This window comes from Clostridium zeae (assembly GCF_017312485.1).
Lineage (GTDB): Bacteria > Bacillota > Clostridia > Clostridiales > Clostridiaceae > Clostridium_AR > Clostridium_AR zeae.
The window spans coordinates 773592-791200 of record NZ_BMBA01000002.1 but is presented as its reverse complement, the minus strand read 5'-3'; the positions used below and the strand labels follow the sequence as shown (position 1 = coordinate 791200).

Here is a 17609-nt window from a genome sequence, read left to right as displayed (position 1 = left end):
GGAAATGAATATAAGTATAAATGATACAAAAGCTGTTAGGCTTAGGATAGAGAAAATTAACAGATATTCAGAGAACTTCATTAAATTTGTAAAGAAACTTCCGACATATATACCTGATAAGGGAATTATAGCCGGCCCAAGACGTTTTTACAGGAATGAGCCTTATGAGCTCTGGAACGAGTTAAAGGAAGAGGAGATGTTTTGGGGTATTGATAATTGTCACTTTCCTATAAATAGTAGTTTTTTATCAATTGGATACACTGGAATTATTAAAAAAGCTTCATTGGATAATCCAGAGTTCAGTCGCGAGCAACTTGAGTTTCTAGCAGCAATCAAAAGAGTATATGAAGCAGCTACAGAATATATACACAGACATGAACTTGAAGCTGAAATAAAAGCTAAAGCTTCTAACGGGTTAGAAAAGCAGAACTTCTTATTTATAGCAGATAATTGCAGACACTTATGCGAGAATGCACCAGGAAGCTTTGCGCAGGCAGTACAGTTATTTTGGTTTACTTGGAGATTGAGAGGTCTATTTACTTCATCCATAGGTAGACTGGATCAGTACTTATATCCATTTTATAAAAAGGATGTTGATAATGGAATTTTAACTAGAGAAAAGGCCCTAGAAATATTATGCGAATTGTGGGAGGTCTTTAATGAGGCTGGTACCGGAGATACCCTTAAAAATCTAATGTTGGGTGGTGTGAATGAAGAAGGCAAGGATGCCGTCAATGAGCTTAGCTATTTGATGCTTGAGGCTTCTATAAAAATGAGAATGCCAGAACCGCATCTAAATGTGAGACTACATTCAAATTCACCGCAGGATTTTATTAAAAAGACAGTAGAACTACAACTTATAGGTCAAGGACAACCTACCATATATAATGACGATGTTCTTATTCCTGCACTAATCAACTATGGCATCCCTAAAAAATCAGCCAGAAATTATTCTAATGATGGCTGTACAGAACTTGTAATAGATGGAGAAAGTGGTATTTTCTTTGAACAGATGGAAGCTATGAAGTCCTTTGAGCTGACTTTGTTCAATGGGAAGGAGAATGATAATATCCCTATAGAGCCTTTTATTAAAAAGTGGACACACAGAATGACCGAATCAAAAGTGAAGACAAGGCTGAAACTTGGCTATAAATCTGGCGATTTAACTAAAATGGACTCCTTTGATGAGATTTATGATGCTTTCCTAAAACAGTATTTTTACCAGACAGATATCATGTTAGATAATATATGTTCAGAAATTAAAAGATTAAAGGAGAATGAGGTGAGTTCTTTATTCCTAAGCGGTGCTTTCCCTCTCTGTCTGGAAAAAGCTGAGGATCCACTCAGAGGCGGTTTCAATATAGAGTGTTATCAGTTACTATCAGGTTCAATTACAACAGTTGCAGATTGTCTAGCTGGAATTAAAAAAATTGTGTTTGAAGAGAGATATTGCTCTATGAAGGAACTATTAGAAGCTGTTGGTAATAACTTTGAGGGACAAGAGGTATTGCGTCAGAAATTACTTAATGTTCCAAAATTCGGAAATGACGACGATTTTGTGGATACTATTGCTGCTGATATTGCTAGAAGGTTTTGTGAACATGTATTAAAATATAAAACTCCCAATGGTAAATCTATATGGCCTGGGTTATACAATATAGATTTTGCAACTTTCGCAAAAATTCTTGGGGCAACACCTGATGGTAGAAAAGCAGGGGATCCTATTGCTGAACATTTTTCTCCTACACCGGGGAGAGCTAAAAATGGTCCTACAGCAGTTATACGATCAGCTGTTAAAGCACCTTTGTACCTTGGTTTTGCTTCATCACCTATTCATATTACTCTATCAAGAGACAGTATTCCAATGGACCAAACTGGCAGGTTTATATTAATGAACCTGCTTACCACTTCTCTAAAATTAGGGGTGGATGTTTTAAATATAGCTATATATGATTCTGAAATATTAAAACAGGCAAAAATTTACCCTGAAAGATATGGGGACATAGTGGTAAGAGTATGGGGGTTTAATGCGCGGTTCGTTGATCTTACTGAAGAACTGCAAGATCATATTATCGCAAGGATAATCAGTAAAAATTAAATATTCTTAATTGAAAATGTAACTCTGCTCAGCATATTGTTAAGGAGTTGATATTATTTGAACGGCCTAATATCAAATATACAAAGATTTTCAATCCATGATGGACCAGGTATAAGAACAACAGTGTTTTTTAAAGGATGTAATCTAAATTGCTTTTGGTGCCATAATCCTGAATGTTTAAGAAGTAAAATAGAATTACAGTTTTTTTTTAATAAGTGCATCTTTTGTATGAAATGCATAGATATTTGTCCAAATGGTGTTCATTCTTTAGAAAATGGAGAAAGAATTCTGAATAGAGAAAAGTGTACAGGTTGTGGACAATGTATTGAAGTCTGCCCACCAAAAGCGCTGAATTTGTCTGGCGAATTGATTTCAATTGAAGAGTTACTTAAAAGAATAGATAGAGACAGTCCATTTTATCTAATGGGAGGAGGAGTTACATTTTCGGGTGGAGAGCCTTTTATTCAGAAGAACTACTTAAAGAAAATGCTCTTTCTGTGCAAACAAAAAGGTTATCATACTGCAGTGGAAAGTGCTTTAAATGTATCTTGGAAATCTATTGAAGAAATTAGTTGTTTAGTTGATTTGTTCATTATAGATATTAAAACTATTGATAGGCTTGTGCATAAGTCAGCTGTAGGCGAAGTTAATGATACAATTTTGGAAAATATAAAGAAACTTAGTTATATGGGAAATGAGATATGGATTCGTATACCAATTATACCTTCGATAAATGATAAAGTTGAGGATATTGTGAGTATAGCAGAATTTATTAAAAAGTTAAAAAATGTTACAAAGGTTGAATTAATTCCTTTCCATAAGTTGGCTATAAATAAGTATGATAGCTTAGGAAGAAACTATAAAGCTTCGGAACTCGCAGTGCCTTCAACAGACTTAATTAATATTCTCAATGATAAATTAAAAGCTATTATTGAATGTTAGCCTTATACACCTATTGATGGAAATGGCCACACTTCAGTAAACAGATTTCATATTTGTGATAATATCCCTTTCAATACATCCTTTGAAGGGTTTATAGAAAAATATAAAGATGATATATGGGAAGAAAAAAATAAATGCTTATACGCTGCTACTTGCTACTGGTATCAGATATCGGGAGAAACTGATCTATATCAAAGCTTAGGATAGTGAAAATTGTGAGAAAGAGAGGGATTAAAATGAGTAGTAAAATATTATGCATTGGCGAATTACTTATTGATTTTATTTGTTCTGATATAAATTCTAATTTAATTGGGGGAAGAAACTTTATAAAAAAGGCTGGAGGTGCTCCAGCTAATGTAACAGCTGCAATATCAAAGCTTGGAGGAGAAGCTTCATTTGCAGGTAAGGTAGGGAATGACCCTTTCGGATTATTCTTAAAGAAAACACTTGAAGATGTAAATGTTGATACTTCAATGTTAGTGCTTGATAACAAAGCAAGTACAACTCTTGCTTTTGTATCCCTTGAGTCTGATGGTGAAAGAGATTTTGTTTTTAATAGAGGTGCAGATGAGGGGTTAAGCTTCGATGAGTTAAATGAAAATAGTATTGTTAGCTCAAAAATAATTCATTTTGGTTCAGCAACAGCACTTCTTGGAGGTAATTTAAAAGAAACTTATTTTAAAGTAATGGCTATAGCGAAGGAAAGAAATATTTTTATATCGTTTGATCCTAACTACAGAGTTGATCTTTGGAATGGGAGAATTCAACAGTTTATTGAAATAAGTAGGAAATGCTTGAAGTATTCAGATTTAGTTAAAGTAAGTGAAGAAGAAATAAAAATAATCACAGGACAAGATAATATAGAAAGTGGAATAAAAAAATTTCATGATTTAGGGGCGAAATTAGTAGCAGTTACTTTGGGTAAGGAAGGTACACTTATATCAAATGGTGAAAAGATTGCTAAAGTGAATAGTATAGAGATTAAATCTATAGATTCAACTGGCGCTGGAGACGCATTTGTTGGAGCATGCCTTTACAAAATAGCTAAATTAGATGATACTAAAAAGTTAGTTGAAGATTTTGATAAGATGATAGAAATAACAAGTTTTGCAAATAAAGTTGGAGCGATTGTATGTACTAAATTGGGAGCGATATCTGCACTTCCTGATTTAGACGAAGTTGAAATTTATAGATAGTATATATGCATAATTATAATATTGTATTGTAAAATAATCGTAACTGTTAAAACCTGACCACATAACGTCAGGTTTTATTTGATATAGGAAAGAAGTTTTTTGTGAGCAATTACATTATGTTTCATCAAATATGCTTTTGTTAGTAAAGGCATATTTTTTTATTACATAGTTACTACTTTTACAATTTATAATGATGGATGTGTAACGTTATGGTTTAACTGCAAATATAACAATTATTTTATATGGTAGTTTATGATTGATGCGCAATATCAATGAAAAAGGACGTTAGCTCATATAGTAGTTAAAATATTTAAATGTTATTCTGGTAAGGTTCTCTTATCGAATAATCGGAGAATGTGAACAAATGTTAATATTGTAGAATTGTGTCTACTTTTCAAGTACAATAAGGAGAGGAAAACAAATAAAATTGTAGAATGTGAGAATTAATAAAAATGATGATTTGAAGAAAGAAGTGATATTACATTGGAGTTAGAAAAGAAGCTTAGAGGGAAAATTACTATTTTACTTGTTTTAGCATTTGCATTATATATTGTATTTAACCAGTGGAATAATGTAATGGGGATGTTAAGCAGTGTATATGAATTGTTCTTCCCATTTATTTTAGGGGGATGTATTGCCTTTATTATCAATATACCAGTTACATTTATATCTAAAAAATTGTTAAAGCTTAAAAGGAGAGGTCCAGGAAAAGTAATTAGAAAATATAACAGAGCCATCAGTATAGTGCTTTCCTGCTTTCTTATACTCGGAGTTTTAGCATCAATATCATCAATCATTATACCAAATATTATTGACACAGTTAAAATACTACCAACAGCCTTTGATAGTTCTACAATAGCATTTCAGAACTGGCTAGACAGCAATACATGGTTGTCTAATAATGTTACAAACCTAGTTAATAACATGGGGATAGATTGGGAGAATATTTTTAACACTGTAAAATCTACTGCTTTTAATAGCGCTAGCACGGCTGTGCTTTCAACATTACAGGCGGCAACAACCTTTGCAAGTGCTACTGTAGAATTTATACTAGCATTCATATTTGCTATATACATATTGGCACAGAAAGAGAGATTAGGTATCCAGTTTAAAAAATTATTATATGCCTTCATGAAAAAAGAAAATGTAGATTCAATACTAGAAGTATTAAATTTAACCAGTGAAACTTTTTCAAACTTTATTACAGGTCAATGTACTGTATCTGCAATTTTAGCAATGCTGTTTTTTATAACCTTGATGCTTTTCCAGTTACCATATGCTCTTGTAATTAGTATAGTTATTGGTTTCTTTTCAATTATTCCAGTGTTAGGGTCGGCTATAGGATGTGCTTTAGGTACCTTTTTGCTTTTAATGGTTTCACCTATAAAAGCAGGTATTTTCTTATTTATCTTTGTAGCAATTAAGCAATTAGAAGATAATTTAATTTATCCAAAGGTTGTTGGTAGTTCTATAGGATTACCATCAATTTGGGTGTTATTTGCTATAACCCTAGGTGGAAAAACTTTCGGAGTTCCAGGGATGATTATATTCATTCCTCTATGTTCAGTAGCTTATGTTTTACTTCGTAAAGAAGTAAATATTAGATTGGAGAAAAAAGCTTTGAAGATAGAATAGAGTTTATTATTTATATATAACTATTTATGAGAAAGCAAGAAATAATCATATAAAGTATGATTATTTCTTGCTTTTATTTTAGTAGCATAAGGATGCTAATTGTATAAGAAGAAGCTAGTGCTAAATTCAATGAAATTGCTAGGCAGTATTATAGTAAAATTACGAAATATATACAATTGTGAACTATTGTTAAGTTTATAGAAATTGCTATAGCCATTCAATATAATTAAATAAAAGCACAACAATAACATCATAAAATTAGTAATCGATTACTAATTAAGCAAATTTAATGAATCGTTTTAATAATAACCAATTTTAAAAGAGGAGTTTGATTTTTATGGGTGAAAAAATAAATTATTTAAAAAGTATGCCAAGTCTAGTCATTGGAGATTTAGTTGCTAAGTTGCCAATAGTTCAAGGTGGAATGGGGGTTGGAATATCTCTTTCAACTTTAGCGTCGGCTGTAGCAAAAGAAGGGGGGATTGGGGTAATCTCTGCTGTGGGAACAGGGATGGAGGAAAAAGACCTCGGAACTAACTTTCTTGAAGCTAATAGAAGAGCACTTAGAAATGAAATAAGAAAGGCAAAAGCACAAACTAGTGGAATTATTGGTGTAAACATAATGGTAGCACTATCTGATTATAAGGAAATTGTTAAGGTATCTGTTGAAGAAGGTGTTGATATAATTTTTTCTGGAGCAGGGTTGCCGATGGAATTGCCAAATTTAGTAGATAAGCAAAGCAAGACAAAGTTGGTTCCAATAGTATCTTCAGCTAGAGCTGCAAGCATTATAAGCAGAAGATGGATTGAAAAATATAATTATGTACCAGATGCTTTTGTGGTTGAAGGTCCTATGGCTGGTGGACATTTAGGGTTTAAGGAAGAACAAATATATGACTCAAATTATTCTTTGGAAAAAATAGTTCCAGAAGTGTTAGATGAAATTAAAAAATATGAGACGAAGCATGATGTGAATATACCAGTAATTGTAGGTGGAGGAATATTCTCAGGAGCAGATATTAATAAATTTATAAAGATGGGGGCATCAGGAGTCCAAATGGGGACTCGTTTCGTCGCAACGTATGAATGTGATGCATCCATGGAGTTTAAACAGTCTTATATCGATTGTAAAGAAGAAGATATAGTAATAATAAAAAGTCCTGTAGGATTACCAGGAAGAGCAATTAGAAATAGATTTATAGATGATGCAAAGAATGATTTAAAGCATCCTTTTAATTGTCCTTTCAAATGCATTCAAACTTGTGATTATAAAAAAAGTCCTTATTGTATCTCTCTGGCATTATTTAATGCGAAAAAAGGAAATTTAAAAAATGGATTTGTGTTTGCAGGACAAAATGCTCATAAAATAACTAAATTACTTTCAGTAAAGGATCTGATAGAATCCCTAAAAGAAGAATACAGCATAGAATTAACTGGTATATAAATTATAAAGGAAAAGTTGAAATAGTCCATTATTATTGAAACAACCATTAATAGATGCGAGTAAGTACTAAGGTTAAAGAATTTACTATGTACTTTAAATAAAATCGAATTAAAGTTTTTATAGTTTAAGAGTTAAATATTAATAGAAAGGATGTTATTTATGAATACTAAATCAAATAAAAGTGGTTTAAAGAATAATCAATATGATTTTGCTATTTTAGTTGATTCTTCTTGTGATGTACCAGAAGAATACATGGCTAAGTTTCCGATATATTCAGTGCCACTTCGTATAAATTATAAGGATGCATCTTATAGAGATAGAATTGATATTTTACCAGAAGAAGTTTATAAAAGACTAAATGAAGAAATTCCAAAAACATCATTACCGGAGTATAGCGATGCGAAAGAAATATTTGAGGAGATTATTAGAGATGGTTACAAGAAAGTCATATCTGTAAGTATATCAAGTAATTTGAGTGGTACCTTCAATCTTATTAGATTAATAAGTGATGAATTTAAAGAAAAAGGTATTGAAATATATCTATTTGATACAAAGAACATAAGTATAGGAAGTGGGTTGTATGCAATATCAGCAGCAAACCACCTTGAAGAAGGAAAAAACTATGAGGAAACTATAATGTCACTAGAACAAGAATATGGAAACTCAAAGATCTTTTTCTGTGTAGAAACCTTAGAATATTTAAGAAAGGGTGGGAGGATAGGAAGAGTAGCTTCAATGATCGGTGCTGCGCTTGGGATAAAGCCAGTGATTACCTGTGGAGAAGACGGTACTTACTGTATTGCAGGGAAAGAAAGAGGCTCAAAGAAGTGTATTAGCAAAGCTGTCACTTTAGCAAAAGAATTTGCAAGTAAGGGAAATAAAGCTGAGATTGCTCTTATGTACAGTGGAGAGGTATTAGACTTAGAACATATTAAAGATAAAATAGAACAGCTAATTCCTAAATGCAAGATTAAATTAGTAGGAACCATAAGTCCCGCTTTAGGTGTTCATGTAGGACCAGGTTTAATAGGCATTGGTGTTTATGTGATGCCATGATAAAAATATTAATATATAATAAAATTATATATTAAATATTAAAAATAGCAGGGAGGAGTTTATATGGCACATATTTTGATATGTGATGATGATATGGCAGTTCATAGTTCTCTTGGGATATATCTAGAGGCTGATAATTTTTTATATACAAGTGTTTATGATGGTAGAGAATCTCTAAGAAAATCTTTAGAAAATGATTTTGATCTCATTATCTTGGATATAATGATGCCACATCTATCAGGTATTGAGGTATGCAAAGAGATTCGTAAGGTATCTAAGGTGCCTATTATTATGCTTACAGCAAAGGGAGAAGAAATTGATATTCTTCTAGGATTAGAACTGGGAGCTGACGACTACATTGTGAAACCTTTTAATCCAAGGGAAGTTGTCGCAAGAGTAAAAACTGTACTTAGAAGGCTAGAAGATGTAAGTATAAAAAAGAAGTCAGCAGTCATAAAATTTCAGGAACTTGAAGTAAATGCATCAATCTACAAACTTACTTTAGAAAATTCTTCAATTAATGCTACTCCTAAAGAAATTGAAATACTATTTATGCTATTATCAAATCCAGGAGTTGTACTATCAAGAGATGAGCTGTTAAACGAGATATGGGGAGCGGATTATACTTATGTGGATAGGAGAACTATTGATACACATATTAATAGAATTCGTTCACATTTGCCTAGAGAGTATGCAGAGAGAATTCAATCTGTTTATGGGGTAGGATATAAGTTTGAGGGTAGCCTATGAGAAAAAAAGAAGAATATTTAAACGTAAAGAGCTCAGTTGTAAAAACTATTTTTATAGTAATGTCAGTATTAATATTGATTTCCATAGGATTAACTGTAACCTTATATACCTTTTACGGAGCATATATAGAGGAAAAGATAGCTTCTGCTAATACAATAATATTTGGTATAAATACAGGATTGCTAGGTTTAATGCTAATTACAGTTGCAGTTTTGGGGCCAATTGTCTTTTATGCATCTAAAAAAATGGCAAATCCGCTTGTTGAAATGCGAAAAGTTGCTATAGCTATGTCAGAAGGAGATTTTTCAGTTAGAGCAAAGGGAAATTATAGTGGAGAAATCGGTCAACTGGCAGTTACGTTGAATCAATTAGCTAGTGAACTATCTAGCACAATCAACTCGCTCACAATTGAGGGAAATTTATTAAGGCAGATACTTAATTCTATGAGTGATGGGCTATTATGCTTTGATATGGATCAGGAGATAAGTTTAAAAAATAGTACATTTGAAAAGATGTTTGGAGTAGTAAACAGCATAAAAGATTTAAAAGGAGATATTTATAAAGAAACATATAAAGTATCCTTAGCAGCAATAGAAAATCTAAAAACTGAAACAGCTACCTGCATTGTAAATGAGAAAACAATACTGATTTCAGCATCTCCTATACTTTCAGAAGGAGATATTTCTGTAGGAACTGTTGTACTCTTTCGTGATATCACTGAAGCTGCTAGACTTGAGCAGACTAGGAGAGATTATGTGGCAAATGTATCCCATGAGCTACGTTCTCCACTTACAGCCGTAAAAGGCTTAATTATTCCGCTTAAGGAAGGAATGGTTAAGGATGATGTAAAGAGAAGACACTTTTATGATGTTATTTATAATGAAATTGAGAGACTAAATAGATTGGTAAATGATTTATTTGAATTATCCAGACTTCAATCAAGAAAAGAGCCTTTCGATATTCAAATTGTTGATGTTTTAAATATTTTGTACGATCAACAAGATAAGTTTGAAATTCTTGCTAAGGGAAAAAACATTTGTTTTACTATAGAACCTAGAAGTTCAAAGATATACGCTAAAGGGAATATAGATCGTATTAGCCAAGTGCTAACTATTTTAATAGACAATGCATTAAAATTTGCTAAAGGCGTCAGCAAAATAACCTTATCTGCAAAAAGTGAAAATGGAAGAGTTATAATAGCTGTACACAATACAGGATCTTCAATTAATAATGGAGACTTGAAGCTTATATTTGACCGCTTTTACAAAGTGGATAAATCTCACAAAGAAGAAGGTGCAGGTTTAGGGTTATCAATAGCAAAGGAAATAGTCACAAGAATGAATGGTGACATCTATGTTCAAAGTGATGGAATAAATGAGACTTGTTTTACTTTTGATTTAGGATCGGCTAAATAAAAAGTGTATAATAATAGTGTAAAATTGTTATCGATATATTGTTGATTCTAATGCCTCTAAATATTTATAGAACAAGCCCATCTAACTTAATTGATTTAGGTATAATACTTAAAATCAAAAATAAATAGTTTTATTTTTAATATGTATATATAATATAAATATTAAAAGTAGATTCGTTTATTTATATATGAGGCAGGTGACCATAAATTTGAATCGAAGACATCGAGATATTTTAAATATAATCTTAAATACAGATGAGTACATAACTGGAAATGAATTAGCTAGACTTTGTAATGTTACGATTCGCACAATAAGAAATGATATTAAAGAAATCAATGATTTATTGAAAGAATATGATGTGAAGGTTGAAGCTAGTTTAAAAAGAGGTTATTCCCTTAGTAAAGCAAATAAAGATATTGTAAAGAAAAATAATATTATTAGAAAAGTATTAGATTATGAATATATAATTGAAACACCAAGTTTACCTATAGATAGACAAATGTACATATTACTAAAATTGACAATAAAAAAGAATATCTCAATAGAAGAATTAGTAGAAGCCTTAAGTGTGTCAGATGCTACTGTAAATAATGACATTACGTTTATAAATAAATGGTTAAAGAAAAATTTAAGATTAGGAATAAGCTATTCTTTAACTGAGGGAATTACACTTAATGCAACAGAAAAAGAAAAAAGAAATATTATAAGCTGGGTTCTAGCAATAAGGATTAATTTAAGCACTGTTTCAAAATACTGGAGTTACTTATTTGAAGAAGCTGATGCTGTCACAGCAGTTAAAGATATTTACTACATAGTAAGTGAGGAAAGCAGAAGATATAATTATTATCTATCGGGACACAGCTATCAACTTTTATGCTATGAGATATTGATTGCCATTAAGCGTAACAAATTAGGCTTTAATTTAAACGGTTTTGATGAAGTAAACGGTGAGTTAATGGAAGTGATTTCTGCAATACGTGAAAAAGTAGAAAATCAGCTAAGTGTGAAGTTATCAAAGGCAGAATGGCTTAACTTGCAGGAGTATTTTAGGTCAAAGCAATTTCTTAGTGGAACTAAATTTAAAGATATAGAGAAAGAAGAAGCTACTTCAGTAGTAGAGGAGTATTTGATAGTTTTATATGAAAAATTCAAGGTAGATTTAAAGAATAATCCAGATTATAAATATAAGCTGATTTTATATATTACTCCAATGATAAATCGTTTGAAATATAGGCATTGCATATCAAATAAAATAGATGAAAAAGTCGTTAAATCCTATAAGACAGAATTTAAGATGGCAAATGAGATTACTCTGATTATTAAGAAAAAATTGAATTTGGATGTGCCGCTTATTGATTTAGCTTACATAACTCTTCATTTGGTATCTATGTGTGGAATATGGAAATATAAATTAAATACAGTAATTGTTTGTGATTATGATCAGTCAATATTAAGCCTTATTAAGGATAAAATTCAAAATGCCTTTGGAGAAAGAGTGGAGGTTTGTGGATTTTATGGTTATCAAGAATTTATGTATGAAGATGAGGAAAATCTAAAAAGTGTAGATTTAATAATAACAACTTCAACAATAGCTGATATTACTAATATTCCTTTCATTAGAATAAAGCCTGAAATTGATCAAAATGATATAGACATGATAGTAGAATACGTTAATGGTTATAAAAATAGGCGCTGTTAAAGAACCGTGTTGAAATTAATTGGTTATTCATCCGACGCTTTAATGAGCTTACGCAAAGAATTAATATGATTTTGTCATATTCCATGGCTAAAACTGTAAACTCACTACGTTCAAACAGTACAGTTTTTACCGCCATTCCATCTGAAAAAATCATTTAATTCTAATAGCTCGCTCATATAGCGTCTCCTGTATAACCAATTAATTTCAATAATTTTCTTAAATATAGCCTAAAAATAAATTACAGTAAAATAATCCTATAGTCAAAAGTATAGACAACTGACTATAGGATTATTTTAGTTACAGTTAATTTAAAGCATTTCACCATTTTAGGTGAAATACTTTAGTTTGTAGAAAGACTAGTTGAATTATTATAATAAAGCTAAAGAGGCAACTAAGAATATTAATATGAAGAAAGTTCAGCTTAAAAAATATATAGGGTAAAAATTGTTTTGAGGAGGTAACTATGCTTACAATTGGTTATATAGGAAATGGGAAGAGTACAAACAGATATCATCTTCCATTTGTTCTGCAAAGAGAAAATATAAAGGTGAAAACAATCTACCAAAGAAATCCTGAAAATGAAAAATGGAATAGAATTGAGGGCGTTAATTATACATCTAATTTAGAGGAATTGTTAAATGACCAAGAAATACAACTTATTGTGATTTGCACAATGCATAATAGCCATTATGACTATGCAAAAATGGTACTAGAACATAATAAGCATTGTTTAGTAGAAAAGCCATTTATGGAAACATCAGAAGAAGCAAGAGAAATATTTGCTTTAGCAAAAGAAAAAGGCTTAATCGTGCAAGCTTATCAAAATAGAAGGTTTGATAGTGACTTCTTAACTGTTCAAAAGGTTATAGAAGAAGGAAAGCTAGGCGAGTTAATAGAGTTAGAAATGCATTTTGATTATTATAGACCAGAGGTGCCTGAAGCTGTTAAAGAATTTAAACCTTCCTTATCATATTTATATGGTCATGGCTGTCATACTTTGGATCAAGTAATTAGTTATTTTGGTAAGCCAGATGATATTCATTATGATGTGAGACAATTACTTGGTTCAGGCAGGATGAATGATTATTTTGACTTGGATTTATATTATGGAACCTTAAAAGTATCGGTGAAATCTAGCTTCTTTAGAGTGAAGGGAAGACCAAGCTTTGTAGTGTATGGAAAGAAAGGTTGCTTTGTTAAAGAGACAAAAGATCGCCAAGAAGAGCATTTAAAACTATTTTATATGCCTGAAAATAAGGATTTTGGTGTGGATACCCTTAGCCATTATGGTGTGCTTACATATGTTGATGACAATGGTGATATCCATGAGGAAAAAGTAAAATCAGTGAAGGGTGATTATGGTAGAGTATATGACGATTTATATGAAGCAATTATAAATGGCAAAGATAAAACCATAACTGATGAACAGACTTTATTGCAAATGGACATATTAGAAACTGGAGTAAAGGATTTAAGGTAAACAGTATGAATGAAGATAATTTAAGAAAATTATGTGCTGAAAAAGCTATGGAATCTATAAAAAATCATAGCGTAATTGGTCTAGGCGCAGGAAGAAATATTGCTTGTTTAATTGATTTGTTACGCAAAGCTATGGATGAAAATAACCTTAAAGTTAGGATCGTAACACCATCTGATAGTACAAAGCGTATTTGCATTAAAAATGGGATTGAAGTACTTCCAACAAGTTTTATAGAAGAAGTAGATGTTGCTTTTGATGGGTGCGGAGAAGTAGATGAAAACTTCTATGCTTCCAAAGGTGGTGGAGGCGTTTTTACAAAAGAAAAATTAATTGGTTCAATGGCAAAGGAATATATTTTACTGATAGATGAACAAAAGTATAAGAAACAATTAAGTGTTATATATCCTATTTCCTTAGAAGTGGTTAAAGATTCCTTAGGTTATGTAAGTAAAAGGGTTAAAACCTTAGGTGGAGATCCTTTAGTCAGAACTACTAATAGTAAGGATGGATACTTAGTAACTGATGATGGTAACTTTATACTAGATGTAAAGTTCAATGCTATAGAAGATTTCAAAGAATTAAATAACAAGCTAAATGATATTGTAGGTGTAGTTGGAACTTCTTTGTTTACCAGAGAAGTCACCAAGTTAATTATAGCAGGAGAAAATGGAATTAGAATTATTCAAAAGAATTAATATTCTTAATTAAATTTGATTTGTTTTTCATAAGAAGAGGAGGAAATAATATGAGATTAGGTATTGTTGGAGCAGGAATGATAGTAAGGGATTTATTATCAACAAGTTCAAATTTAAAGGACTTAGAATTTGTGGCTATTTGTGGAACTGAAAGAGATGAAGAGGCAATGGAAAAGTTTAAGGCTGAATATGGTATACAGGAGCTTTTCTACAATTATGATGAATTATTAAGTATGGATTTAGATGCAATTTATATTGGATTACCTAATAATCTTCATTTTGAATTTGCTAAAAAAGCCTTAGAAGCAAATAAGAATGTTATCGTTGAAAAACCATTTACATCAACATATAAACAAGCAGTAACTTTGAGTAATTTGGCTAAGGAAAAACAATTATTTATTTTTGAAGCAATTACTAATCAATATCTTCCTAATTATAAAAAAATTAAAGAATTACTTCCAAGCTTAGGTGATATTAAAATTGTACAGTGCAACTATTCTCAATATTCTAGTAGATATGATAGTTTTAAAAAAGGAAATATATTACCTGCTTTTAATCCTAAATTTGCTGGTGGGGCATTAATGGATTTAAATATATATAATATTCATTATGTAGTAGGCTTATTTGGAAAACCTGAGGAAATTGAGTACTATCCAAATATTGAAAGAGGTATAGATACATCAGGAATCTTGATATTAGATTATGGAAAATTTAAATGCGTTTGTGTTGGAGCAAAAGATTGTAAAGCACCTATTGCAAACAATATCCAAGGTGATAAAGGCTGCATATATCAAGACACTCCAGCTAATGTTTGTGAAAGCTTTGAACTATTAATGAATGATGGAACTAGTTCAAAAATCAATGAAAATAACTATAAACATAGAATGGTTAATGAATTTTTGGAATTTGCTAGCATGATCGAAAATAATGATTTAGAAAGCTGTTATAAAATGCTAGATCATAGCTTAATTGTTAGTGAAGTACAAACAATTGCAAGAAATAAAGGCGGAGTTATATTTCCAGAAGATGCAATTTAACTAATATTCTAATAAGTGGTATTGTTAAAATACCGTATTAAAATTAAGTGGTTATTCATCCGATGACTAACCACTTAATTTAAAAAAATTTAGCATAGCCTAATAAATAAATCACATAATATGACATGAGGATGTCAAGTTATGTGATTTATACTTTTACTGTACAAGTAAATAAAAAAACTCTTAAGCTAGTTAACCTTAAAAATTTTAATAGTTTCAAAAGTTTTATTGGAGTGATGTTATGCAGATTAGTAGATTGTTTCAAATTATATATTTATTAATGGAAAAGAAGTCGATAACAGCAGGTGAATTGGCTGAAAAGTTTGAAGTATCTGTGAGAACTATATATAGGGATATTGATGCTTTGTGTCAAGCTGGAATTCCTATATATGCAAGCCAAGGTAAAGGTGGAGGAATTTCACTAGTGGATAAGTTTGTGCTTGATAAATCTTTACTTTCTGAAAAAGAGCAGGATAAAGTTTTACTTGCATTACAAAGCTTATCAGCAGTGCAATATCCTGAGCTTGACGAGGTGCTATCAAAATTGAGTAGGATTTTTAAGAAAAGTAATATTACTTGGATTGAAGTTGATTTTTCAGAATGGGGAAGTGAGAAAAATCAAAAAGAAGCTTTCAGTTTACTTAAAAATGCAATACTTGAACAACTGGTAATTACTTTTTCTTATTTCAATTCAAATGGTGAGAAAAGGAAGCGTAAGATAGAGCCTTTTAAACTCCTCTTTAAACATAAGGACTGGTATCTCCAAGGATATTGCCTAGAAAAAGAGGCATTAAGAACTTTTAAAATAAATCGTATTACGAATATTTATATAACTGAAGAGCGCTGTGTACATCAAAACTCAAAGGAATATACAACTAACTCTACAGTTGAAGCAGATCAAGAAAAAATTAAGCTTATTCTGAAAATATCTCCAGAAGGAGCCTACCGTGTATACGATGATTTTGATGAAGAAAATATTGCGAAAAATAAGGATGGTTCTTATACAGTGAGTGTTTCCATGCCTAAGGGCGAATGGATTTATAATTATCTATTATCTTTTGGTACAGTGCTGGAGGTGATAGAACCTCAAAGCATTAGAGAGGAGATAGCAATTCGCCTAAATAATATGTTAAGTAAATACAACTCTAAAACCTGACGTACTGTGGTCAGGTTTTATTATTTATACTAGAGATATAGATAAACTACTTCAATCTAAAAACTAATTAGTGCTTAAATTATCATTAATATAAAGCACGTTCATTAACTTAGTTTTACAAAATCGAAGTGGTTTATATATAAAGAATTAAATTAAAAAGCATGGAGGTACATATGTTATGGGAAATAGTTCATTATCATTGGATATAAGTAAAGAACTTGAAGGAAAAAGAGTGTTGGTAACAGGGGGAACAAAAGGTATTGGGAATGCTATCGTATTACGTTTGCTAAGTGCAGGAGCAACAGTTGTAACCACTGCTAGAACTGTCTCACAAGATCTACCAAAGTCTGTTGGATTTATTCAAGCGGATGTAAGTACAATAGAGGGAACTGAAAAAATCATTAAAGAGACCATTGATAAATTAGGAGGCATAGATATACTAATTAATAATGTAGGTGGCTCTTCATCTTCCACAGCTGGAGCTTTAGCACTTAGTGATGAAGACTGGATAGAGACCTTTAATGCTAATCTATTTTCTTCTGTAAGATTAGATCGTGGATTTTTGCCATATATGGTTAAGCAGAATAATGGTGTCATAGTTCATATATCTTCTATCCAACGTAGACTTCCAGGAAATATGACGATGGCATACTCAGCAGCAAAGGCTGCCTTAACTAATTACAGCAAAAATCTAGCAACTCAATTTGGTCCTGACGGAATACGAGTAAATACAGTAGCACCAGGATTTACAGAAACAAAGGCCGCAGAACGTCTTATTGAAAGAATGGCACAGAATTCTGGAACTGATTATAACGGTGCACGTCAAGAATTAATGGATACTTTAGGGGGAATACCTCTTGGTCGTCCAGCAAGACCAGAAGAAGTAGCGGAGCTTGTAGCTTTTCTTGTGTCAGACAGAGCTTCTTACATCACCGGAAGTGAACATACTATTGATGGCGGCATAATACGTACTATATAAAGGTAGAACAGTTCCAAATAAAAAATT

General features: G+C 31.4%; 14 protein-coding genes. All 14 read left to right on the top strand.

Annotated features, from left to right (window positions below; genetic code table 11):
* The first annotated feature begins 4 nt into the window (after nt 1-4).
* The 14 genes from J3477_RS12995 (at nt 5) to J3477_RS12925 (ending at nt 17582) form a co-directional block, all read left to right on the top strand.
* On the top strand, nt 5-2098 hold the full coding sequence (locus J3477_RS12995; RefSeq protein ID WP_206870373.1) for a pyruvate formate lyase family protein: 2094 nt from the start codon (nt 5-7) through the stop codon (nt 2096-2098).
* A 57-nt stretch (nt 2099-2155) separates the two neighbouring features.
* A complete protein-coding gene (locus J3477_RS12990) occupies nt 2156-3040 on the top strand; it encodes a glycyl-radical enzyme activating protein (protein ID WP_206870372.1) in 885 nt (294 codons plus the stop codon).
* Nucleotides 3041-3276: 236 nt separating this feature from the next.
* Nucleotides 3277-4236, top strand: a complete 960-nt coding sequence (locus J3477_RS12980; RefSeq protein ID WP_206870371.1) for a carbohydrate kinase family protein — start codon at nt 3277-3279, stop codon at nt 4234-4236.
* Nucleotides 4237-4719: 483 nt separating this feature from the next.
* Nucleotides 4720-5871 carry an AI-2E family transporter gene (locus tag J3477_RS12975; RefSeq protein WP_206870370.1) on the top strand — a complete coding sequence of 384 codons (1152 nt, stop codon included), beginning with the start codon at nt 4720-4722 and terminating at the stop codon, nt 5869-5871.
* A 337-nt stretch (nt 5872-6208) separates the two neighbouring features.
* The gene (locus J3477_RS12970; RefSeq protein ID WP_228731273.1) at nt 6209-7315 is read left to right on the top strand and encodes an NAD(P)H-dependent flavin oxidoreductase; all 1107 of its coding nucleotides are present in this window, start codon (nt 6209-6211) and stop codon (nt 7313-7315) included.
* Between the two features lie 159 nt (nt 7316-7474).
* On the top strand, nt 7475-8371 hold the full coding sequence (locus J3477_RS12965; RefSeq protein ID WP_206870369.1) for a DegV family protein: 897 nt from the start codon (nt 7475-7477) through the stop codon (nt 8369-8371).
* Between the two features lie 63 nt (nt 8372-8434).
* Nucleotides 8435-9121, top strand: a complete 687-nt coding sequence (locus tag J3477_RS12960) for a response regulator transcription factor (RefSeq protein ID WP_206870368.1) — start codon at nt 8435-8437, stop codon at nt 9119-9121.
* Nucleotides 9118-10536 carry an ATP-binding protein gene (locus tag J3477_RS12955; protein ID WP_206870367.1) on the top strand — a complete coding sequence of 473 codons (1419 nt, stop codon included), beginning with the start codon at nt 9118-9120 and terminating at the stop codon, nt 10534-10536. The genes J3477_RS12960 and J3477_RS12955 overlap by 4 nt, the downstream gene beginning before the upstream one ends.
* 208 nt (nt 10537-10744) lie before the next feature.
* Nucleotides 10745-12235 (top strand): BglG family transcription antiterminator, encoded by a 1491-nt coding sequence (locus tag J3477_RS12950; protein ID WP_206870366.1) that lies wholly within the window; start codon nt 10745-10747, stop codon nt 12233-12235.
* A gap of 463 nt (nt 12236-12698) precedes the next feature.
* Entirely contained in the window at nt 12699-13715 is a 1017-nt protein-coding gene (locus tag J3477_RS12945; protein ID WP_206870365.1) for an oxidoreductase, read from the top strand.
* A 5-nt stretch (nt 13716-13720) separates the two neighbouring features.
* Nucleotides 13721-14410, top strand: a complete 690-nt coding sequence (rpiA, locus tag J3477_RS12940; protein WP_206870364.1) for a ribose 5-phosphate isomerase A — start codon at nt 13721-13723, stop codon at nt 14408-14410.
* Between the two features lie 50 nt (nt 14411-14460).
* Nucleotides 14461-15447 (top strand): Gfo/Idh/MocA family protein, encoded by a 987-nt coding sequence (locus tag J3477_RS12935; protein WP_206870363.1) that lies wholly within the window; start codon nt 14461-14463, stop codon nt 15445-15447.
* Nucleotides 15448-15688: 241 nt separating this feature from the next.
* Nucleotides 15689-16603, top strand: a complete 915-nt coding sequence (locus J3477_RS12930) for a helix-turn-helix transcriptional regulator (RefSeq protein ID WP_206870362.1) — start codon at nt 15689-15691, stop codon at nt 16601-16603.
* A gap of 178 nt (nt 16604-16781) precedes the next feature.
* Entirely contained in the window at nt 16782-17582 is an 801-nt protein-coding gene (locus J3477_RS12925) for an SDR family oxidoreductase (RefSeq protein WP_206870361.1), read from the top strand.
* Nucleotides 17583-17609 lie beyond the last annotated feature (27 nt).